Source organism: Micromonospora sp. URMC 106, from assembly GCF_051386395.1.
In the GTDB taxonomy this organism is placed as follows: domain Bacteria; phylum Actinomycetota; class Actinomycetes; order Mycobacteriales; family Micromonosporaceae; genus Micromonospora.
Genome location: NZ_JBPQTP010000044.1, coordinates 33144 through 48859, shown reverse-complemented (window position 1 = coordinate 48859; position 15716 = coordinate 33144). Strand labels below are relative to the sequence as shown.

At 74.0% G+C, this 15716-nt stretch carries 13 protein-coding genes and 1 pseudogene; 9 read left to right on the top strand and 5 right to left on the bottom strand.

Annotated elements, in window-relative coordinates:
* From ACSNOB_RS16035 to ACSNOB_RS16010, 6 genes and pseudogenes are all read left to right on the top strand, one after another.
* A pseudogene (locus ACSNOB_RS16035) lies at positions 1-469 on the top strand (hypothetical protein); the annotation flags it as partial.
* A gap of 593 nt (positions 470-1062) precedes the next feature.
* Positions 1063-2109 (top strand): NAD(P)-dependent alcohol dehydrogenase, encoded by a 1047-nt coding sequence (locus tag ACSNOB_RS16030; RefSeq protein ID WP_436687361.1) that lies wholly within the window; start codon positions 1063-1065, stop codon positions 2107-2109.
* Positions 2110-2132: 23 nt separating this feature from the next.
* Positions 2133-2648, top strand: a complete 516-nt coding sequence (locus ACSNOB_RS16025) for a 2'-5' RNA ligase family protein (RefSeq protein WP_436687360.1) — start codon at positions 2133-2135, stop codon at positions 2646-2648.
* A 392-nt stretch (positions 2649-3040) separates the two neighbouring features.
* The gene (locus tag ACSNOB_RS16020) at positions 3041-3937 is read left to right on the top strand and encodes a LysR substrate-binding domain-containing protein (protein ID WP_436687359.1); all 897 of its coding nucleotides are present in this window, start codon (positions 3041-3043) and stop codon (positions 3935-3937) included.
* A gap of 132 nt (positions 3938-4069) precedes the next feature.
* Complete coding sequence (locus ACSNOB_RS16015) at positions 4070-5812, top strand: exo-alpha-sialidase (RefSeq protein WP_436687358.1); 1743 nt, start codon at positions 4070-4072, stop codon at positions 5810-5812.
* Between the two features lie 70 nt (positions 5813-5882).
* Positions 5883-6734, top strand: a complete 852-nt coding sequence (locus tag ACSNOB_RS16010) for a S1 family peptidase (RefSeq protein WP_436687357.1) — start codon at positions 5883-5885, stop codon at positions 6732-6734.
* A gap of 53 nt (positions 6735-6787) precedes the next feature.
* On the opposite strand, the gene ACSNOB_RS16005 is transcribed toward ACSNOB_RS16010, so the two are convergent.
* The 4 genes from ACSNOB_RS16005 to ACSNOB_RS15990 all read right to left on the bottom strand — a co-directional run bounded on the left by ACSNOB_RS16005 (position 6788) and on the right by ACSNOB_RS15990 (position 11302).
* Positions 6788-7708: a carbohydrate ABC transporter permease gene (locus ACSNOB_RS16005; RefSeq protein ID WP_436687356.1), complete on the bottom strand. Its 921-nt coding sequence runs from the start codon at positions 7706-7708 to the stop codon at positions 6788-6790.
* A 58-nt stretch (positions 7709-7766) separates the two neighbouring features.
* Positions 7767-8717: a carbohydrate ABC transporter permease gene (locus ACSNOB_RS16000; RefSeq protein WP_436687355.1), complete on the bottom strand. Its 951-nt coding sequence runs from the start codon at positions 8715-8717 to the stop codon at positions 7767-7769.
* Between the two features lie 8 nt (positions 8718-8725).
* A complete protein-coding gene (locus tag ACSNOB_RS15995; protein WP_436687354.1) occupies positions 8726-10072 on the bottom strand; it encodes an extracellular solute-binding protein in 1347 nt (448 codons plus the stop codon).
* Between the two features lie 147 nt (positions 10073-10219).
* On the bottom strand, positions 10220-11302 hold the full coding sequence (locus tag ACSNOB_RS15990; protein ID WP_393104227.1) for an NYN domain-containing protein: 1083 nt from the start codon (positions 11300-11302) through the stop codon (positions 10220-10222).
* Between the two features lie 172 nt (positions 11303-11474).
* On the opposite strand from ACSNOB_RS15990, the gene ACSNOB_RS15985 reads away from it, so the two are divergent.
* The 3 genes from ACSNOB_RS15985 to ACSNOB_RS15975 all read left to right on the top strand — a co-directional run bounded on the left by ACSNOB_RS15985 (position 11475) and on the right by ACSNOB_RS15975 (position 14702).
* Positions 11475-12764 carry a sensor histidine kinase gene (locus ACSNOB_RS15985; RefSeq protein WP_436687353.1) on the top strand — a complete coding sequence of 430 codons (1290 nt, stop codon included), beginning with the start codon at positions 11475-11477 and terminating at the stop codon, positions 12762-12764.
* A complete protein-coding gene (locus ACSNOB_RS15980) occupies positions 12752-13420 on the top strand; it encodes a response regulator transcription factor (RefSeq protein ID WP_436687352.1) in 669 nt (222 codons plus the stop codon). The genes ACSNOB_RS15985 and ACSNOB_RS15980 overlap by 13 nt, the downstream gene beginning before the upstream one ends.
* Positions 13421-13517: 97 nt before the next feature.
* A complete protein-coding gene (locus ACSNOB_RS15975; RefSeq protein WP_436687351.1) occupies positions 13518-14702 on the top strand; it encodes an endonuclease in 1185 nt (394 codons plus the stop codon).
* Between the two features lie 296 nt (positions 14703-14998).
* On the opposite strand, the gene ACSNOB_RS15970 is transcribed toward ACSNOB_RS15975, so the two are convergent.
* Complete coding sequence (locus tag ACSNOB_RS15970) at positions 14999-15631, bottom strand: CG0192-related protein (RefSeq protein WP_436687350.1); 633 nt, start codon at positions 15629-15631, stop codon at positions 14999-15001.
* Positions 15632-15716 lie beyond the last annotated feature (85 nt).

Here is a 15716-nt window from a genome sequence, read left to right as displayed (position 1 = left end):
TGCCGCGCCCGCCCCGGCCACCTCCCCCACGGCGACTCCCGGTCGGCCGTCCGCGTCGGCCACCACGGTGGACGGTCGGCCCGAGCCGAGCGCGTCGGTGGCGGCGCTGTGCCGGGCGTACCGGGCTGGCGGGGAGGATCCGGGCCGCGTCCTGGACAAGCCGGTCTTCGGCGACCTCGTCCGCGCGGCCGGCGGGCGCGGCAAGGTGGCCGGCTACTGCGACCGCCTGCTGCGCGACGACCCGGGGCGTTCCGGGGCGCCGGCTGCCACGCCGACGGACCGGCCCGAGGCCGACCCGACCGTCCGGCCGTCCGGACGGCTCCCGGCATCGCCGTCGGCTCCGGCCGGGCGGCCCTCGGCGCCGGGCGCCGTCCAGGTCACGCCCGGCACCGTGCAGGTGTCGCCCGGCACCGTCCAGGTGTCGCCCGAGCCGGGTCGCCGCACCGCGAGCAGCGGCGACGGGCGCTGACCCATGCCGCCCGTACGGCCGGTGACCCCGGCCGCCACGGCTGGTAGTGGCCCGGCCCCGCACGGCCGGCCCGACGCCGCCACCGTGCGCTGACCGTCCCGCCTCCCGGCGACGGCACGCTCCGGCTGGCTCCGCCCCGCCTGGCGCACACCGGGCCCACGCCCGTCAGCGCAGCCGGGGGCGGTGGGCCCGGGTCCCGGCGGCCCGTCCCGGCCGCACGCGTCGGAGCGGCCCCAGCGCCCCGGGACGTCCAGCAGCTCGATGCGCCCGAACCCCGGTGGCAGCGCCGGGTCACGGCGACGTGCTGGTCCGCGACGGTGAGATACCCAGTGCTCCGTGCTGCCGTTCTCGCGCAGGTCGAGCCGGAGGGTGCCGTCGACCGTCTCCGGCAGGTCGGGGTGGCGACCGGAGCCCAGCCCGCGCAGGTGTTCCGTCGCCGACGTCGTCATCGTCCCCCGTCGCAACCCTGCCAGGCTGGCGCCGGCGGGGGTGAGCCCGACTCACCCGGAAGGGGTGGGATCCGGCGGGTCGTTTGGCCGGTTGCTGAGCGGGCAGGCGGGCGGAGCCGAAGACCGGAGGACAGGAGACATCCCATGCGCGCGCTGCGGTTGCCGAACTGGAAGTCGGAACCCGAGCTGGTCGAGGTCGACGAGCCGACCCCCGGTCCCGGGCAGGTGGTGGTGAGGATCGGCGGCGCGGGTGCCTGCCACTCCGACCTGCACCTCATGCACGACTTCGAGGCGGGCGCGGTGCCGTGGAATCCGCCGTTCACGCTCGGGCACGAGAACGCGGGTTGGGTGCACGCCCTCGGTGACGGGGTGACCGGGCTGACGGTGGGCCAGCCCGTTGCCGTGTACGGCCCGTGGGGCTGCGGCACCTGTGCCCGCTGCCGGGTGGGCGTCGACCCGTACTGCGAGAACATCGCCGAGGCGCCGGTGCCCGGCGGGGGCGGCGGCCTCGGCCTGGACGGCGGCATGGCCGAGTTCATGCTGGTGCCGCACGCCCGGCACGTGGTGCCGCTGCCGGAGGGGCTCGACCCGGTGGCGGCGGCGCCGCTGACCGACGCGGGCCTCACCCCGTACCACGCGATCCGCCGCTCCTGGGAGAAGCTCGGGCCGACCAGCACCGCCGTGGTGATCGGCGTCGGCGGGCTGGGCCACGTGGGCGTGCAGATCCTCAAGGCCACCACCGCGACGCGGGTGATCGCGGTGGACACGCGCGAGGAAGCGCTGAAGCTCGGCGAGGAGTTCGGCGCGGACCTGAGCATGCTCTCCGGCGAGGACACCGCCCAGGAGATCCGCCGGGCCACCGGCGGCCGGGGCGCCGACGTGGTGCTGGACTTCGTCGGCGTCGACGCCACCCTCGCGCTCGGCGCCGCCGCCGCCCGCACCGTCGGCGACCTGACCATCGTCGGCATCGGCGGCGGCACGCTGCCGGTGAGCTACTTCGGCGTGCCGTACGAGGTGAGCATCCAGACCACCTACTGGGGCAGCCGGCCGGAACTCGTCGAGGTGCTCGACCTGGGCGCCCGGGGCCTGGTGCGGCCGAAGTCGAACACGTTCCGGCTCGACGAGGCGGTCGTCGCGTACCGGAAGATGCGCGACGGCACGCTGGAGGGCCGGGCCGTCGTCGTGCCCTGACCACCGCCCCCTACAGTGATCATGTGGTCGCGGCGCTGGAGCTCTACCTGGACACCGACGCCACCCGACGGATCCGGGTGCTCTGGGACGCGCTGGAGTCCGAGGGCGTGCAGAGCATGCGCTCGCTGCTGGAGCAGCGCCACCGGCCGCACGTGTCGCTCGCCGTCGCGCCCCGCTTCGATCCGGAGCGGGTGGCGGCGGCGCTGCGTGACACCGTGGTGGCCGCGCCGCTGCGGCTGAGCTTCCAGCACGCCGGGCAGTTCGTCGGCCGCGTGCTCTGGCTGGGCCCGACCCCCACCGCCGAGTTGCTCGCACACCACGCGCAGGTGCACGGCCGGCTGGCCGAGGCCGGGATCGGGCTGGTCGAGCACTATCAGCCGGGGCGCTGGGTGCCGCACTGCACGCTGTCGATGCGGGTGCCGAACGCGCTGATGGCCGCGGCCGTGCGGCGCTGCCTGGAGGTGCTGCCGCTGGAGGCGACCGTGGTCGGCGCGGCCCTCACCGACCACGCCCGGGGCATCTCCGTCCCGCTGCCCTAGGGGCCCGGCCGCCGGAGCCGGCGGCACGTCGAACATCCGGCGCGCACGCCGCACCAGGGTTCCGACCGCACGCCGCATCGTCGCGGATCCCCGCCGCCGTTCGAGGCGCCGTCGGCCCCTTTCTACGGCCGGGCGGCGCCGGGCGCGGCGACCGGGTGCGGCGGTTTCCCGGCGGGCGGAGCGTCTGCCCGAGTCTGAACAGCGCGAACGGCAGGGCGTTGCAGAAGAAGGCCGCCACGACGAGGCGGCACCAGGTCGCCCGGTCGCGGGCAGGCGGTGCCCCGCCCAGTGGCACGCGGCCACCAGCGCGGCGGCGCCGAGTGCGCTCCACCGTGCCCGGTCAACCCGATAGGAAAAGTGAATGCTTTTGTCGCACTGTTAAGGTGTGCTACATGCTCGACGTACGGCGGATGCAGGTCCTGCGCGCGGTGGTGACCAGCGGGTCGGTGACGGCGGCGGCGGCCCACCTGGGCTACACCCCGTCCGCGGTCAGCCAGCAGATCGCCGCGCTGGAGAAGCAGGCCGGCGCCGCGCTGCTGGAGCGGTCCGGCCGGGGGGTGCGCCCCACAGCGGCCGGGCTGCTGCTGACCGAGCACGCGGCCGTCATCGGCCGGCACCTCGCGGAGGCGGAGACCGCCCTCGCCGAGCTGCGGGCCGGGCGCACCGGGCGGCTGGCCGTCCGTTACTTCGCCACCGCGGGCGCCGCCCTGGTGCCGCCGGCGCTGGCCCGCTTCCGCCGCGACCACCCGGACGTCCGCGTCGACCTGCGGCTGGTCGACCCCGACGATCCGCTGCCGCAGGTGCAGCGGGGCGAGGCCGACCTGGCCATCGTCGTCCACCGCCGGGGGCAGGCCCGCGACGGCGTGCGACTCGTCCACCTGCTCGACGACCCCTACCTGGCCGTGCTGCCGCCGGGGCACCGGCTCGCCACCCGGCCGGCGCTCGACCTGGCCGACCTCGCCGACGAGCCCTGGGTCGGCAGCGAGCCCACCGGCCCGTGCCGGGAGGCCGTGCTGGACGCGTGCGGCGCCGCGGGCTTCAGCCCCGACGTCGCGGTGGAGAGCGAGGACTACCCGACGACGCAGGCGTTCGTCGCCGCCGGCCTCGGGGTCGGGGTGGTCCCGCGCACCGCGTTGGACAGCCCGCACCCCGACGTGGTCGTACGCCCGCTGCGCAACCCGCGACCGGTCCGGGCGATCCACGCGGCGGTCCGGGAGACCGCGCTGGACCAGCCCGCCCTGCGCGGCCTGCTCGACGCGCTCCGGCACGCCGCCGCCGCGCGCCACTGACGCCCCGGGGCGCTGGCGGCTGCCGCCGGGACCCGTTCCATACCACTCTCCGTCGATGTCTTGACCCGGAGCGGCACGGCACTTACGTTCATCAGACGTCTTACGTCTTATGACTTACGCCTGGAGGTGCCCGTGCCCCTGCCCCGAGCCGTACCCCTCGCCCTCGCCACGGTGCTCGCCGCCGTCGCCGGCGCGCTCGCCACCCCGGGGGTCGCGTCCGCGGCGCCCGCCGGCGTGACCGCCACCGTCGGCGCCGACTGCGCCACCAACCGGTTGACGCTGCTGCTCGACAACCGCAGCACCGCGTCGCAGACCTTCACGGTCACCTGGCCGAACCGCTCCGGTTCACCGTGGACCCGCACCGTGGCCCCCGGCGCCACCAGCGAGCTCTACTGGACCCTGGCGGCGGGCACCCCGTACACGCTGCGGACCACCACCCCGACCGGCCTCGACGAGCAGGTCGACGGCATCTTCCACTGCGGCACCGGCATGTCCGCGCTGGTGAGCGTCGACTGCACCACCGGCCGCCTCCAACTGGCCCTGGAGAACCGCACCGCCACCAGCCGGACGTTCACCGTGACCTGGCCCGGCCGGTCCGGGTCGCCGTGGACCCGCACCGTCCCCGCCGGCGGCAACACCGTCCACTTCTGGACGGTCCCGCCGGGCACCGCGTACGAGCTGCGCACCACCGCGACCGGCTTCGACACCACCCACCGGGGCACCGCCACCTGCGGCCTCGCCCCCGGCACCCCGCGGCTCAACCACACCACGCTGATGAGCAGCGGCACCGTCATCCGCGGCCTGAACGGCCCGAACGGCCGGTACGACGGCACCGCCGCCTCCGTCCGCATCCCGGGCCTGGCGGTCACCGGCAACGGCACGGTCATCGCCGTCGCCGACGCCCGGGTCGACGGCTCGTACGACCTCGGCGGCGGCACCAACAACATCCAGCTCGCCATGACCCGCAGCACCGACGGCGGCCGCACCTTCGAGCAGCCCCGCGTCATCCTGGCCCCGCCGACCACCAGCGAGGGCGTCGGCGACCCGAGCCTGCTCGTCGACCGGGTGACCGGGACCGTCTACTGCTTCTACACCTACTCGCCCCGCCCGGGCATCAGCTTCTGGTCCGGCGCGTCGGGCAGCAACGCGGCCGACGACCCGAACAGCCTGCACCTGCGGTACGTCACCAGCACCGACCACGGGGCGACCTGGAGCGCGCCGGTGGAGCTGAACCCGGCGGTCAAGGACCCGACCTGGCGGCAGGTGTTCTTCTCCTCGGGGCACGGGATCCAGACCAGCAGCGGCCGGCTGGTGCAGCCGATCGCCTACCGGGACGCGGCCGGCACCAGCCACGCCGCCAACGTCTACAGCGACGACCACGGCCGCACCTGGCGGCGCGGCGGCTCCGCCGGGGCGAACATCAACGAGAGCAAGGCGGTCGAACGCGGCACCGGCGCGGTCGTGCAGAACATGCGGCACAACAGCACCCGGAACCGCTACTACTCGACCTCCGCCGACGGCGGCGCCACCTTCGGGGCCGCGACGGCCAGCGCCGAGCTGACCGACCCGCTGTGCAACGCCGACGAACTGTCGTACCTGACCCCGGCGCAGGTCGGCGCGAACGGGGCGCCGGTGCGCACCCGCACGGCGCTGTTCAGCAACAACGCGCACCCGACGGCGCGGGAGAACCTGACGGTGCGGCTGTCCACCGACGACGGGGCGAGTTGGCCGGCCCGTGCGCTGGTCCGCCCCGGGGCGGCCGGCTACTCGACGATGGCGGTGCTCGCCAACGGCGAGGTCGGCAACCTCTACGAGATCGGCGCGGGTCAGATCGTCTTCGCCCGGTTCACCGTGGACTGGGTGCGCGGCGCCTGACCGCGGCGTGGTCCCGGCGGCGGGTGGATCCTTTAGGGAATCGACAGAGGCGAATCTATCGGAGGTTCGGATGCGTCGTCTCCCGCTCGCCCTGCTCCTGCTCGCCGCGCTGCTGCTCGGCCTGCCGGCGCCCGCCCACGCCGACCCCGGCCGCGCCGACCCCGGCCGCGCCGCGGCCACGCTCGCGGCGGTACGCACCGCTGGCACCGCCTGGGGGCTCGACCCCGCCACCGGACGGATGACCCTGACCGTCGACGACACCGTCTCCGCCCGGGACGTGGCGGCGCTGCGGGCGACCGCCGCGCGCGCCGGGGCGCTGCTGCGCCGGGAGCCGGGCCGGCTGCGCATCCTCATCGCCGGCGGCGAGGCCGTCTACGGCGGCGGCGGACGCTGCTCGCTCGGCGCCAACGTCCGCAGCGGCACCACCGCCTACTTCGTCACCGCCGGCCACTGCACCGTCGCCGCCTCGACCTGGTACGCCGACGGCGCGCAGACCACCGTCCTCGGCGCCCGGACCGCCACCAGCTTCCCCGGCAACGACTACGGGCTGGTCCGCTACACCAGCCGGATCGCCCACCCCAGCGCCGTCTACACCCACCCCGGGCTGCTCACCGTCTACGGCGCCGGCAACGCGTACGTCGGCCAGGCCGTCTGCCGCAGCGGCGCCACGACGGGCGTGCGCTGCGGCTCGGTCACCGGACTCAACGCGACCGTCAACTACGCCCAGGGCACCGTGTCCGGCCTGATCCGGACCAACATCTGCGCCGAGCCCGGCGACAGCGGCGGGCCGCTCTACGTCGCGGCCACCGGCACCATCCTCGGCATCCTCTCCGGAGGCAGCGGCAACTGCACCACCGGCGGCACCACCTACTACCAGCCGATCACCGAGATCCTCGCCGCGTACGGCCTGACGATCCCCTGACCGGCCACCCGTCGGGCCGGCCCGACCCGCTCGACGGGCCGGGCCCGACGGGATCAGCCCTTGCGGCCGGTGGTGGCAATGCCCTCCACGAAGTGGCGCTGGGCGAGGAAGAACAGCACCAGCATCGGCACGGTCGCGATGACGCTGCCCGCGAGCACGATCTCCCACTGCTGCTCGCCGCCGTAGCCGAAGCGGTCCAGCACCACCTTCAGCCCGCGCGGCAGGGTGTACAGCTCCTCGTTGCGCAGGTAGATCAGCGGCTTCATCAGATCCGTCCAGCTCGCCTTGAACTCGAAGACGAACGCCACCAGCAGTGCGGGGCGGATCAACGGGAAGGCCAACTTCCAGAACAGTTGCGGATAGCTCGCCCCGTCGACCCGGGCCGCCTCGAAATACTCGCGGGGCAGCGAGAGCAGGAACTGTCGCAGCAGGAAGATGTAGAACGCCGAACCGAACAGGTTGCCCGCCCACAGCGGCACCTGGGTGTCGGTCAGCCGCAGCTCCGACCAGATCAGGTACGTCGGGATCATGGTGACCGCGAACGGCAGCATCATCGTCGCCAGCACCAGCCCGAACAGGAGGTCCCGCCCGGGGAACCGGAAGTACGCGAACCCGAACGCCACCCACGCGCTGGACAGCGTCACCGCGACCGCCGCCGCGACGCCGACCACCAGGCTGTTGAACAGCCAGGTGACCATCGGCACGGCCTGCCACGCCTCGGCGTAGTTGTCGGGCGCGAACGGGGTGGGCAGGAACCCGGTGGAGAAGACGTACTCGCGGGGGCGCAGCGAGGCACTGATCAGCCAGACGAACGGCAGCGTGAACACCACGGCCGCGCCGACGAGCGCGAGCACGAACAGCACCCGCTGCCAGACCGGCCGCCGGGCCTCCCCGGCCGCGGGCCGGCGCTCGACGTCCTCCGGCGCGGCGGCGGGTACGGGTGCGGCGACCGTCCGCTCGACCGCGGCCGTCACGACCGGCCTTCCTCGGCCCGGCCCGCGCGGCCCACGCCGCGCCGCCCCCTGTCCCCCGTCACGGTCGGTCTCCCTCGTAGTACACGAACCGGTTGCTGAGCTTCACCTGCACGAGCGTGATGACCAGGATGATCAGGAAGAGCAGCCAGGCCATCGCGGAGGCGAAGCCCATGTGCAGGAACTGGAACGCCTCCTGGAACAGGTGGATGACGTAGAACGAGGCGGCGTCGCTGTTGAACGAGCCCTGCGTCTGCCGGTTGCCGAAGTACATGGTGTAGACCTCGGTGAACATCTGCAGGGACGCGATGGTGTTGACGATCAGGGTGAAGAACAGCGCGCCGGAGATCATCGGCAGCGTCACGTGCCGGAACCGGGCCCAGCCGCCGGCGCCGTCGATGCTCGCCGCCTCGTACAGGTCACGCGGCACGTTCTGCAGCGCGGCCAGGTAGATGATCACGGTGGAGCCGAGGCTCCACAGGCTCATCAGGACGATTCCGGGCATCACCCAGTCCGGGTCGGTGGTCCAGCTCGGGCCCTCGACCCCGACCAGGGCGAGGCCCCGGTTGATCACACCGTCCTGGGTGTTGAGCAGGAGCAGGAACAGGATGCCGACCGCCACCGCCGGGGTCATCACCGGCAGGTAGAAGACGGTGCGGAAGAAGCCCTGCAAGCGCCCCACCCGCTTGAGCAGCAGGGCCAGCCCCAGCGAGATGGCCATCACCAGCGGCACGTGCAGGACGGTGTAGTAGACGGTGTTGCCCAGGCTGCGGGCCACCATCGGGTCGGCCATCAACTCCCGGTAGTTGTCCAGGCCGGTGTACCGGGGCGCGTTGATCACGTCGTACTCGGTGAGGCTGAGCCAGGCGCTGGCGATCATCGGCCCGGCGTTGAACACCAGGAACCCGACGATCCACGGCGCCAGGAAGACGTACGCCCAGCGCGCCTCCCGCCGGGCCAGCGGCGTACGACGCCGCCGGCCGGCGGGGGCGGGGACGGTCGCGGTGGCCATCCCCGGGCCTACTTCGACGCCTTGTCCAGCGCGGCGGTCGCCTCCTGCTGGGCACGGGCCAGCGCCTGCGCCGGCTGCGCCTGGCCGGAGAGCACCCGGTTGACGGCGTCCGTCCAGGCCTTGTCGAACTCGGCGCCGGCGGGCGAGGCGGGCATGGCGAACGCGGCGTCCTGCACGGAGCGGATGGTGGCCACCGCGTCGTCGAAACGCTTGTTGCCGGTGGGCTGGTACAGCTCGTCGAAGATCCGCTTGTCGGCGGCCACGTTGCCCGTGTAGACGCCGGTGAACGGCTGGCCGGCGGCCTTGCGCGCGTCGGCGCGGGCCTTGGCCGCGGCGACCCAGGTGTCGGTGGCGGTCACCTTCTTGACGAAGGCGCAGGCCGCGTCCGGGTTCTTGGCGCCCTTGGGGACCACCCAGGACTGCCCCGAGGAGAGCGTGACCGGCTTGCCCTGCCGGTCGACGAACGGCTTGACCACCAGCTCGGCCTTCGGGGTGTTCTTGGCGGCCTGGTTGAGGAACCACTCCTCCATCGGCCAGGCGACGATCTGGTTCCTGGCGAGGGGGTTCTGCGCGCCGAAGAAGTCGAAGGTGTCCCGGAAGGACTTGAACTTGCCCCAACCGCCCTGGTCCTGGATCAGCTTGAGGCCGGTGGTGAGCGCCTCCACGACCTTCGGGTCGTCGAGGTTCGCCTTCGTCCCGTCGGCGGAGATCATGTCGACGCCGTTGGCCTTGGCCCACATCGGCAGGAACTCGGGGATCTTCGGGTCGATGCCGATGCGGGACAGCCGGCCGCCGGAGACGGTGGCGAGCTTGGCGTTCAGCGCGGGCAGCGCCGCCCAGTCCCCGAGGTTGACGTCGTCGGCGGTCAGGCCGGCCTGCCGGAGCAGCGCCTCGTTGAGGTAGACCACCCGGACGCTGGAGAACTCGGGGATGCCGTAGACGGTGCCGTCGAGGGTGACCTGCTCCCGGGCGGCGGGCCGGTACTGCCCCATGTCGATGCCCTGCTTCTCGACGCAGTCCGTCAGCGGCTGGATGGAGCCACGCTTGGCGTACGTGCCGATCAGCTTGCGGTCCATGTAGACCAGGTCCGGCGGGTTGCCCGAGGCCACCGCGGAGAGGAACTGCTGCTCGTCGAAGGCCCCCTCGACGATCTTCAGGTCGACGTCCGGGTGATCGCGCTTGAACGCGTCGACGCGCGTGGTGGCGATCTCGTCGGACAGGCCGAAGCCCATCGTGCTCAGGGTGCCCCTGGTGGCCGTACCGCCGCCTTCGTCGCCACCACCGACGCCTCCGCAACCGCTGACCGCCAGGGCGACCACCCCGACGAGCGCAGCCGCGCGCACCATCCGTGTCATGAGCTTCCTCCCGAGAGCCGGCGGGCGGCTCTGCCCGCGCGAGCGCACCTTCTCCGCTTCGCGCGATCTTCAAACGTCCACGGAGGAGTTCGCGTCCGTGCACGCCCGGCGGCGCTCGGCGGGGCGGCCCCGGCGGCCCCCGGGTGGTCAGGCGGCGTGGGGGGTGAGCAGGTAGTCGTCGGCCTCCGGGCTCCACCGCAGGTCGACGACGCCGCTGGTGGCGGCCGCCTTGCAGAACTGGAGGAAGCTGCGGTAGCCGAGCTTCTTCTCGCTGAAGTCGGGGCGCGCCCGGCGCAGCTGGTTCTTGAGACCGGACAGCGCCACCGCCCCCTCGTCGCCGGCCAGGTCCGACACCACCGAACCGAGCAGCCCGAACGCCACCTCCCGGTCGCCGTGCTCGGGCAGGCCGACCTCGGGGTCGCCCTTGGCGGGGCCCTCCCCCAGCTCGACGACGTTGTGCTGGGCGAGGTGCCGCAGGAGTTCGCCGAAGGTGCGGAAGCCGTAGTCGGACTCGCTGAACGTCGGGTCCTTCCTGAGCAGGGTCCGCTTCAGCGTCGAGGCGGTCACCTCGCCGCTGGAGCTGCCCTGGAGGCCGGCGACGGTCTGCGCCACCAGCACCGCGAGCGTGTCCACGTCGCGGGCGGCCTCCTCGACCGCCGGCTGCGCCTCCGGCTCCTGCTCCGGTTCCGCCGGCGGCAACTCCGGACCGGACGGCCGTGCCGGGCGACCGCGGCGGGCCCGCGGCGGGGCGACGTCGACGCCCTCCAGGCGGTCGTAGTAGAGGAACTCGTCGCACGCGGGCGGCAGCAGCGCCGAGGTCGACTTCTCCACCCCGACGCCGATGACGCGCTTGTTCAGCTCGCGGAGCTTGTGCACCAGCGGCGTGAAGTCGCTGTCTCCCGTGCAGATCACGAAGGTGGAGATGTACCCGCGCTCGAACGCCAGCTCCACCGCGTCCACGGCCATCTTGATGTCGGCGGCGTTCTTGCGCGAGGCGCCCATGCGCTGGGGTATCTCGATGAGTTCGACGTGGGACCGGGTGAGCATCCGGCGGTCCTCGTCGAAGTACGACCAGTCGGCGTACGCCCGGCGCACCACCACCCGGCCGCGCTCGGCGAGGGCGTCGGCGATGGGGCGGAGGTCGAAGGCCGCGCCGCCGAGGTGGTCGCGCGCCCCCAGCGCGAGGTTCTCGTAGTCGAGGAACAGGGCGATTCGGTCCTCTTGATCCACGCACGCCACCCTACGCCGGACACCGCGCCGGCACCGGGCGACCGGCGGGCATGCGCGGTGATTTTGCCGGGGCGGACGGCCCGTGCGCGGCGCCGCCGGTAGTGCTGGGCATACCCGGGGACTACGCCCAGACGGCTGGGTCGGCCACCGCGCCCCGATTAGCGTCTGCGGCATGACGACAGCCTCCCCTCCGCACCTGGCGGAGGCCCTGCGCCGGCCCGGCTACCTGCTCTCCCCGTGGTCGTGGCGCGCGCTCGCGTACGTGGTCACCACCGTGCCGGTCGCCGGCGTGCTCTCCGTCGGGTTGCTCGTCGTCGGGGCACCCCTGTTGGCGGCCGTCAACGCCGTGCGGCAGGGCCGCCAGGTCGAGCTTCCCCTCGTGCTGTTCCTGACCGTCGGCGCGCTGATGATGCTGGCGGCCGCCCCGGTCGTGAGCATCGCGGTGACCGCGGTCGAGCGGCAGCGCCTCGGCATCGTGGACCCGCGCCCGCTGCCCGCGCACCGCTGGCGGGGGCTGGCCGCGCGCTACACCACCGCCGCCGCGTGGCGGGAGGTCGCCCACGCGTTCTGGCTGGGCAGCCTGGTGCCGCTGCTGTACTGGGTGTTCGCGCTGCTCGCGCTGCTCGACCTCACGCTGGTGGCCAGCCCCTGGCTGGCCGGCGACGCCGACGAGGTCATCGTGGTCTGGACCACCGTCGACACGCCCGGCGAGGCCGCACCGTACGCGGTCGTCGGGGTCCTGCTCGTCCCCGTGCTCTGGTACGCGTTGGGGGCCCTCGCGGCGGTCCAGGCGGCGGTCGCCCGCTGGCTGCTCGGTGGGCCGGCCGAGGGCGCGGCGCTGCGGGAGGTCACCCGCTCGCGGGCCCGGCTGGTCGACGCGTACGAGGCCGAACGCCGCCGCATCGAGCGGGACATGCACGACGGCGCGCAGCCCCGGCTGACCAGCCTCACCCTCCAGTTGGGCCTGGCCCGGCTGGACGTGCCGGAGGACTCCCCCGCCGCCCGGCCGCTCGCCGTGGCGCACGACCAGGCCAAGGGCCTGATGGGTGTGCTCCGGCAGATCGTGCACGGCATCCGCCCGCAGAGCCTCACCGACCTCGGCCTGGCCGGCGCGGTCCGGGAGCTGGCCGACGAGGCCACCATCCCGGTGACGGTCCACGCGGAGATCGGGCAGCCGCTGCCCGAACTCACCGAGAGCACCGCCTACTACGTGGTGTCCGAGTCGCTGAACAACGTCCTCCGGCACGCCGGCGCGAGCCGGGCCGAGGTCCGGCTCACCCGGGCCGACGATGATCTCGTGGTGGAGGTCTCCGACGACGGGCACGGCGGCGCCGACCCGGCGTGCGGCACCGGCCTGACCGGCCTCGCCGACCGGGTCGCCGCGGCCGACGGGCGGCTGCTGCTCGCCAGTCCGCCCGGCGGCCCTACCCTCGTACGCGTGGAGCTGCCGTGCCGCCCGTGACGCGGGTCGTGCTCGCCGAAGACGAGGTCCTCCTGCGCGAGGGCCTGGTCGCCCTGCTGACCCGGTTCGGCTTCGAGGTGGTCGCCACCGTCGGCTCGGCGCCGGCGCTGCGGGACGCGGTCCGGGCGCACGAGCCGGATCTGGTGGTGACCGACATCCGGATGCCGCCGGGCCTGCGCGACGACGGTCTCCGCGCGGCCGTCGCCCTGCGCGCCGAACGCCCCCGGCTCGCGGTCATGGTGCTGAGCCAGCACGTGCAGGCCGAGTACGCCTCCGCGCTCCTCGACAGCGGCGACGGCCGGGGCGTCGGCTACCTGCTCAAGGACCGCGTCGCCGAGGTCGCCGAGTTCGTGGAGCACCTGCGCACCGTCGCCGCCGGCGGCACGGTCGTGGACCCCGACGTCGTACGACGGCTGCTGCACCGCCCGCGCGACCCGCTCGCGGCCCTCTCCGCCCGCGAGCGGGAGGTCCTGATGCTGCTCGCCGAGGGCCGCTCCAACGCGTCGATCGCCGCGAAGCTGCACGTCACCGAGGCGGCGATCGGCAAGCACGTCGGCAACATCCTGACCAAGCTCGGCCTGCTGCCCAGCGACGACACCAACCGCCGGGTGCTGGCGGCCCTCACCTACCTGCGCGCCGGCCCGGCGCGGCACTGACCGGCACGGCGGGCGCGGCGGGGGCGCACCGAAATGTTGCGCTCCCGCTGTCCCGGCGTTCACCCGCACCCCATTAGCATCGCTGTCCATGAATACGATGAGCAGTACCCGCTCGGGGCCCAGCAGGCTCGCGCTGGCGTTCGCGCTGGCCGTCGCGCTGGTGGCACCCGTGCTGGTGACGACGGCGGTGGCGTCGGCCGCCACCACGCTGACCGTGGCCCAGGCGCTCGCCGCGCAGGACGGCCGGACGGCGACCGTGACCGGCTACGTGATCGGCCAACCGACCAGCAGCACGACGGTGCTCAGGTCGGGCTTCACGTCGGACACCGCGATCGCGATCGCCGACGCGGCGGCCGAGACCAGCACGGGCAGGATGCTCTACGTCCAGGTCACCGCCGCGTACCGGAGCACCTTCGGGCTGCTCACCAACCCGGGTCTGCGCGGGCAGCGGATCACCGCCACCGGCACCCTGACCGCCTACTTCAGCCACGGCGGCCTGAAGAACCCGACGGCGATGAGCCTCGGCGGCAGCGCGCCGTCGCCGAGCCAGTCGCCGACGCCGGGCCCGACCGGCACCGCGCCCGGCGGCGGGTACGACGCCACCTACTACGCCAGCGCGATCGGCAAGACCGGCCCGGCGCTGCGCAGTTCGCTGCACTCGATCATCAAGGTGCACACCAGGCTCTCCTACGACCAGGCGTGGGAGGCGCTGCGGGACACCGACCAGGACCCGGCGAACGCCAACAACGTCATCCTGCTCTACACCGGCCGGTCGCAGAGCAAGACCAGCAACGGCAGCGGCGTCGACGACTGGAACCGCGAGCACGTCTGGGCCAAGTCGCACGGCGACTTCGGCACCGCCACCGGCCCCGGGACCGACGTCCACCACCTGCGGCCGACCGACGTGTCGGTGAACGCGACGCGCGGCAACAAGGACTTCGACAACGGCGGCAGCCCCGTCGGGGAGGCGCCGGGCTGCTACACCGACGCCGACTCGTGGGAGCCGCGCAACGCGGTCAAGGGCGACGTGGCCCGCATGATCATGTACATGGCGATCCGGTACGAGGGCGCCGACGGCTGGCCCGACCTGGAGATGAACCAGTTGGTCAACAACGGCACCGCCCCGTACCACGGCCGGATGTCGGTGCTGCTGCAGTGGAATCAGCTCGACCCGCCGGACGCCTTCGAGAAGCGCCGCAACCAGCGGATCTACGAGCGCTGGCAGGGCAACCGCAATCCGTTCGTCGACCACCCGGAGTGGGCGACGGCCATCTGGGGCTGACCCGCCCGCACCGACGCCGCGGCCGGCCCCCGCGCTCCGGGGCCAGCCGCGGCGTCGCGCCCTAACGGCCGCCCGTGCGCTCGCCGTGGTGGTGGCACGGCGGGCCGTGCCCGTCCTCGCGGTCGATGCGCAGCCCGCCGACTTCAGGCGTACGCGTAGCAGCGCAACCCGTCGATGTCGGCCCGGGCCAGGTGCCCCCGCCCGGCCAGCAGCTCCAGGTGCGCCGCGGTCTCGGTGACGGCGGCGCCCGACGCGTTCCGCGACCGGACGACCGGCGGCGCGGGCTGGGCGCGGTCTCAGACCGGCCGGGCGTACGCCAGCGGCAGCGGAGTCGGCTGACCGTCCCAGGCGCCGGTCAGCGTGGCGCCTGCCGGCCGGCTCCCGCCGTCGAGGCGACGGACGACGACCAGTTCGGCGGCGTCCGTGACGATGAGCGTCGGGTCGTCCTGCACCACCTGACGCACCGCGCCCACGGCGGGGGGCTCGGACTGGGCGGGGCCGCTGGTGGTGACGGTCATGCTCGGCTCGCGGCGTTCCAGCCGGCCGTCGATCTCGATGAACTCCTCCGCCTGGCCGGTGCCGGCGAGCACGGCGCTCGCCAGCGCCGCGGCGTAGACGGGGTCGCCGCACGCGTCATACACCCAGCGCCGGCCGAGCACCGAGTGCTCGGCAGTGCCGACCAGCCACTCGTCGCCGCCGTCGAGGGGCGCGCCCCGGTACGTCAGCGGAACCTGGTGGACCGGCCCGTCGCCGACCGTGACGAGCATCGTCTCGATGCCGACCTCGCCGGCCGGGTCGTCGAACCGGTAGGCCGCCACGCGGACGACGTCCGCGCCGGGCGTCCCCCGGAACCATGGGCGGCCGGGCAGCCACGCCGCCAGGAGGTCGAGTTTGGTCGGGTGCAGTTCCGCCCGGTGCAGCAAAGCCATACGGCGAATCGTAGAGGCAGCCTCGCACCCACGCGCACCGCCGCCGGGACGCTGGTGCGGCAGCCCGCGAGCGGTCGGTCGAGGG

What these genes read in the sequence shown, in the direction of transcription:
- ACSNOB_RS16000 (WP_436687355.1), bottom strand. Translation starts at nt 8,717, where the DNA reads ATGGCCACCGCGACCGTCCCCGCCCCCGCCGGCCGGCGGCGTCGTACG.
- ACSNOB_RS16010 (WP_436687357.1), top strand. Translation starts at nt 5,883, where the DNA reads ATGCGTCGTCTCCCGCTCGCCCTGCTCCTGCTCGCCGCGCTGCTGCTC.
- ACSNOB_RS15975 (WP_436687351.1), top strand. Translation starts at nt 13,518, where the DNA reads ATGAGCAGTACCCGCTCGGGGCCCAGCAGGCTCGCGCTGGCGTTCGCG.
- ACSNOB_RS15970 (WP_436687350.1), bottom strand. Translation starts at nt 15,631, where the DNA reads ATGGCTTTGCTGCACCGGGCGGAACTGCACCCGACCAAACTCGACCTC.
- ACSNOB_RS16020 (WP_436687359.1), top strand. Translation starts at nt 3,041, where the DNA reads ATGCTCGACGTACGGCGGATGCAGGTCCTGCGCGCGGTGGTGACCAGC.
- ACSNOB_RS15985 (WP_436687353.1), top strand. Translation starts at nt 11,475, where the DNA reads ATGACGACAGCCTCCCCTCCGCACCTGGCGGAGGCCCTGCGCCGGCCC.
- ACSNOB_RS15995 (WP_436687354.1), bottom strand. Translation starts at nt 10,072, where the DNA reads ATGACACGGATGGTGCGCGCGGCTGCGCTCGTCGGGGTGGTCGCCCTG.
- ACSNOB_RS16030 (WP_436687361.1), top strand. Translation starts at nt 1,063, where the DNA reads ATGCGCGCGCTGCGGTTGCCGAACTGGAAGTCGGAACCCGAGCTGGTC.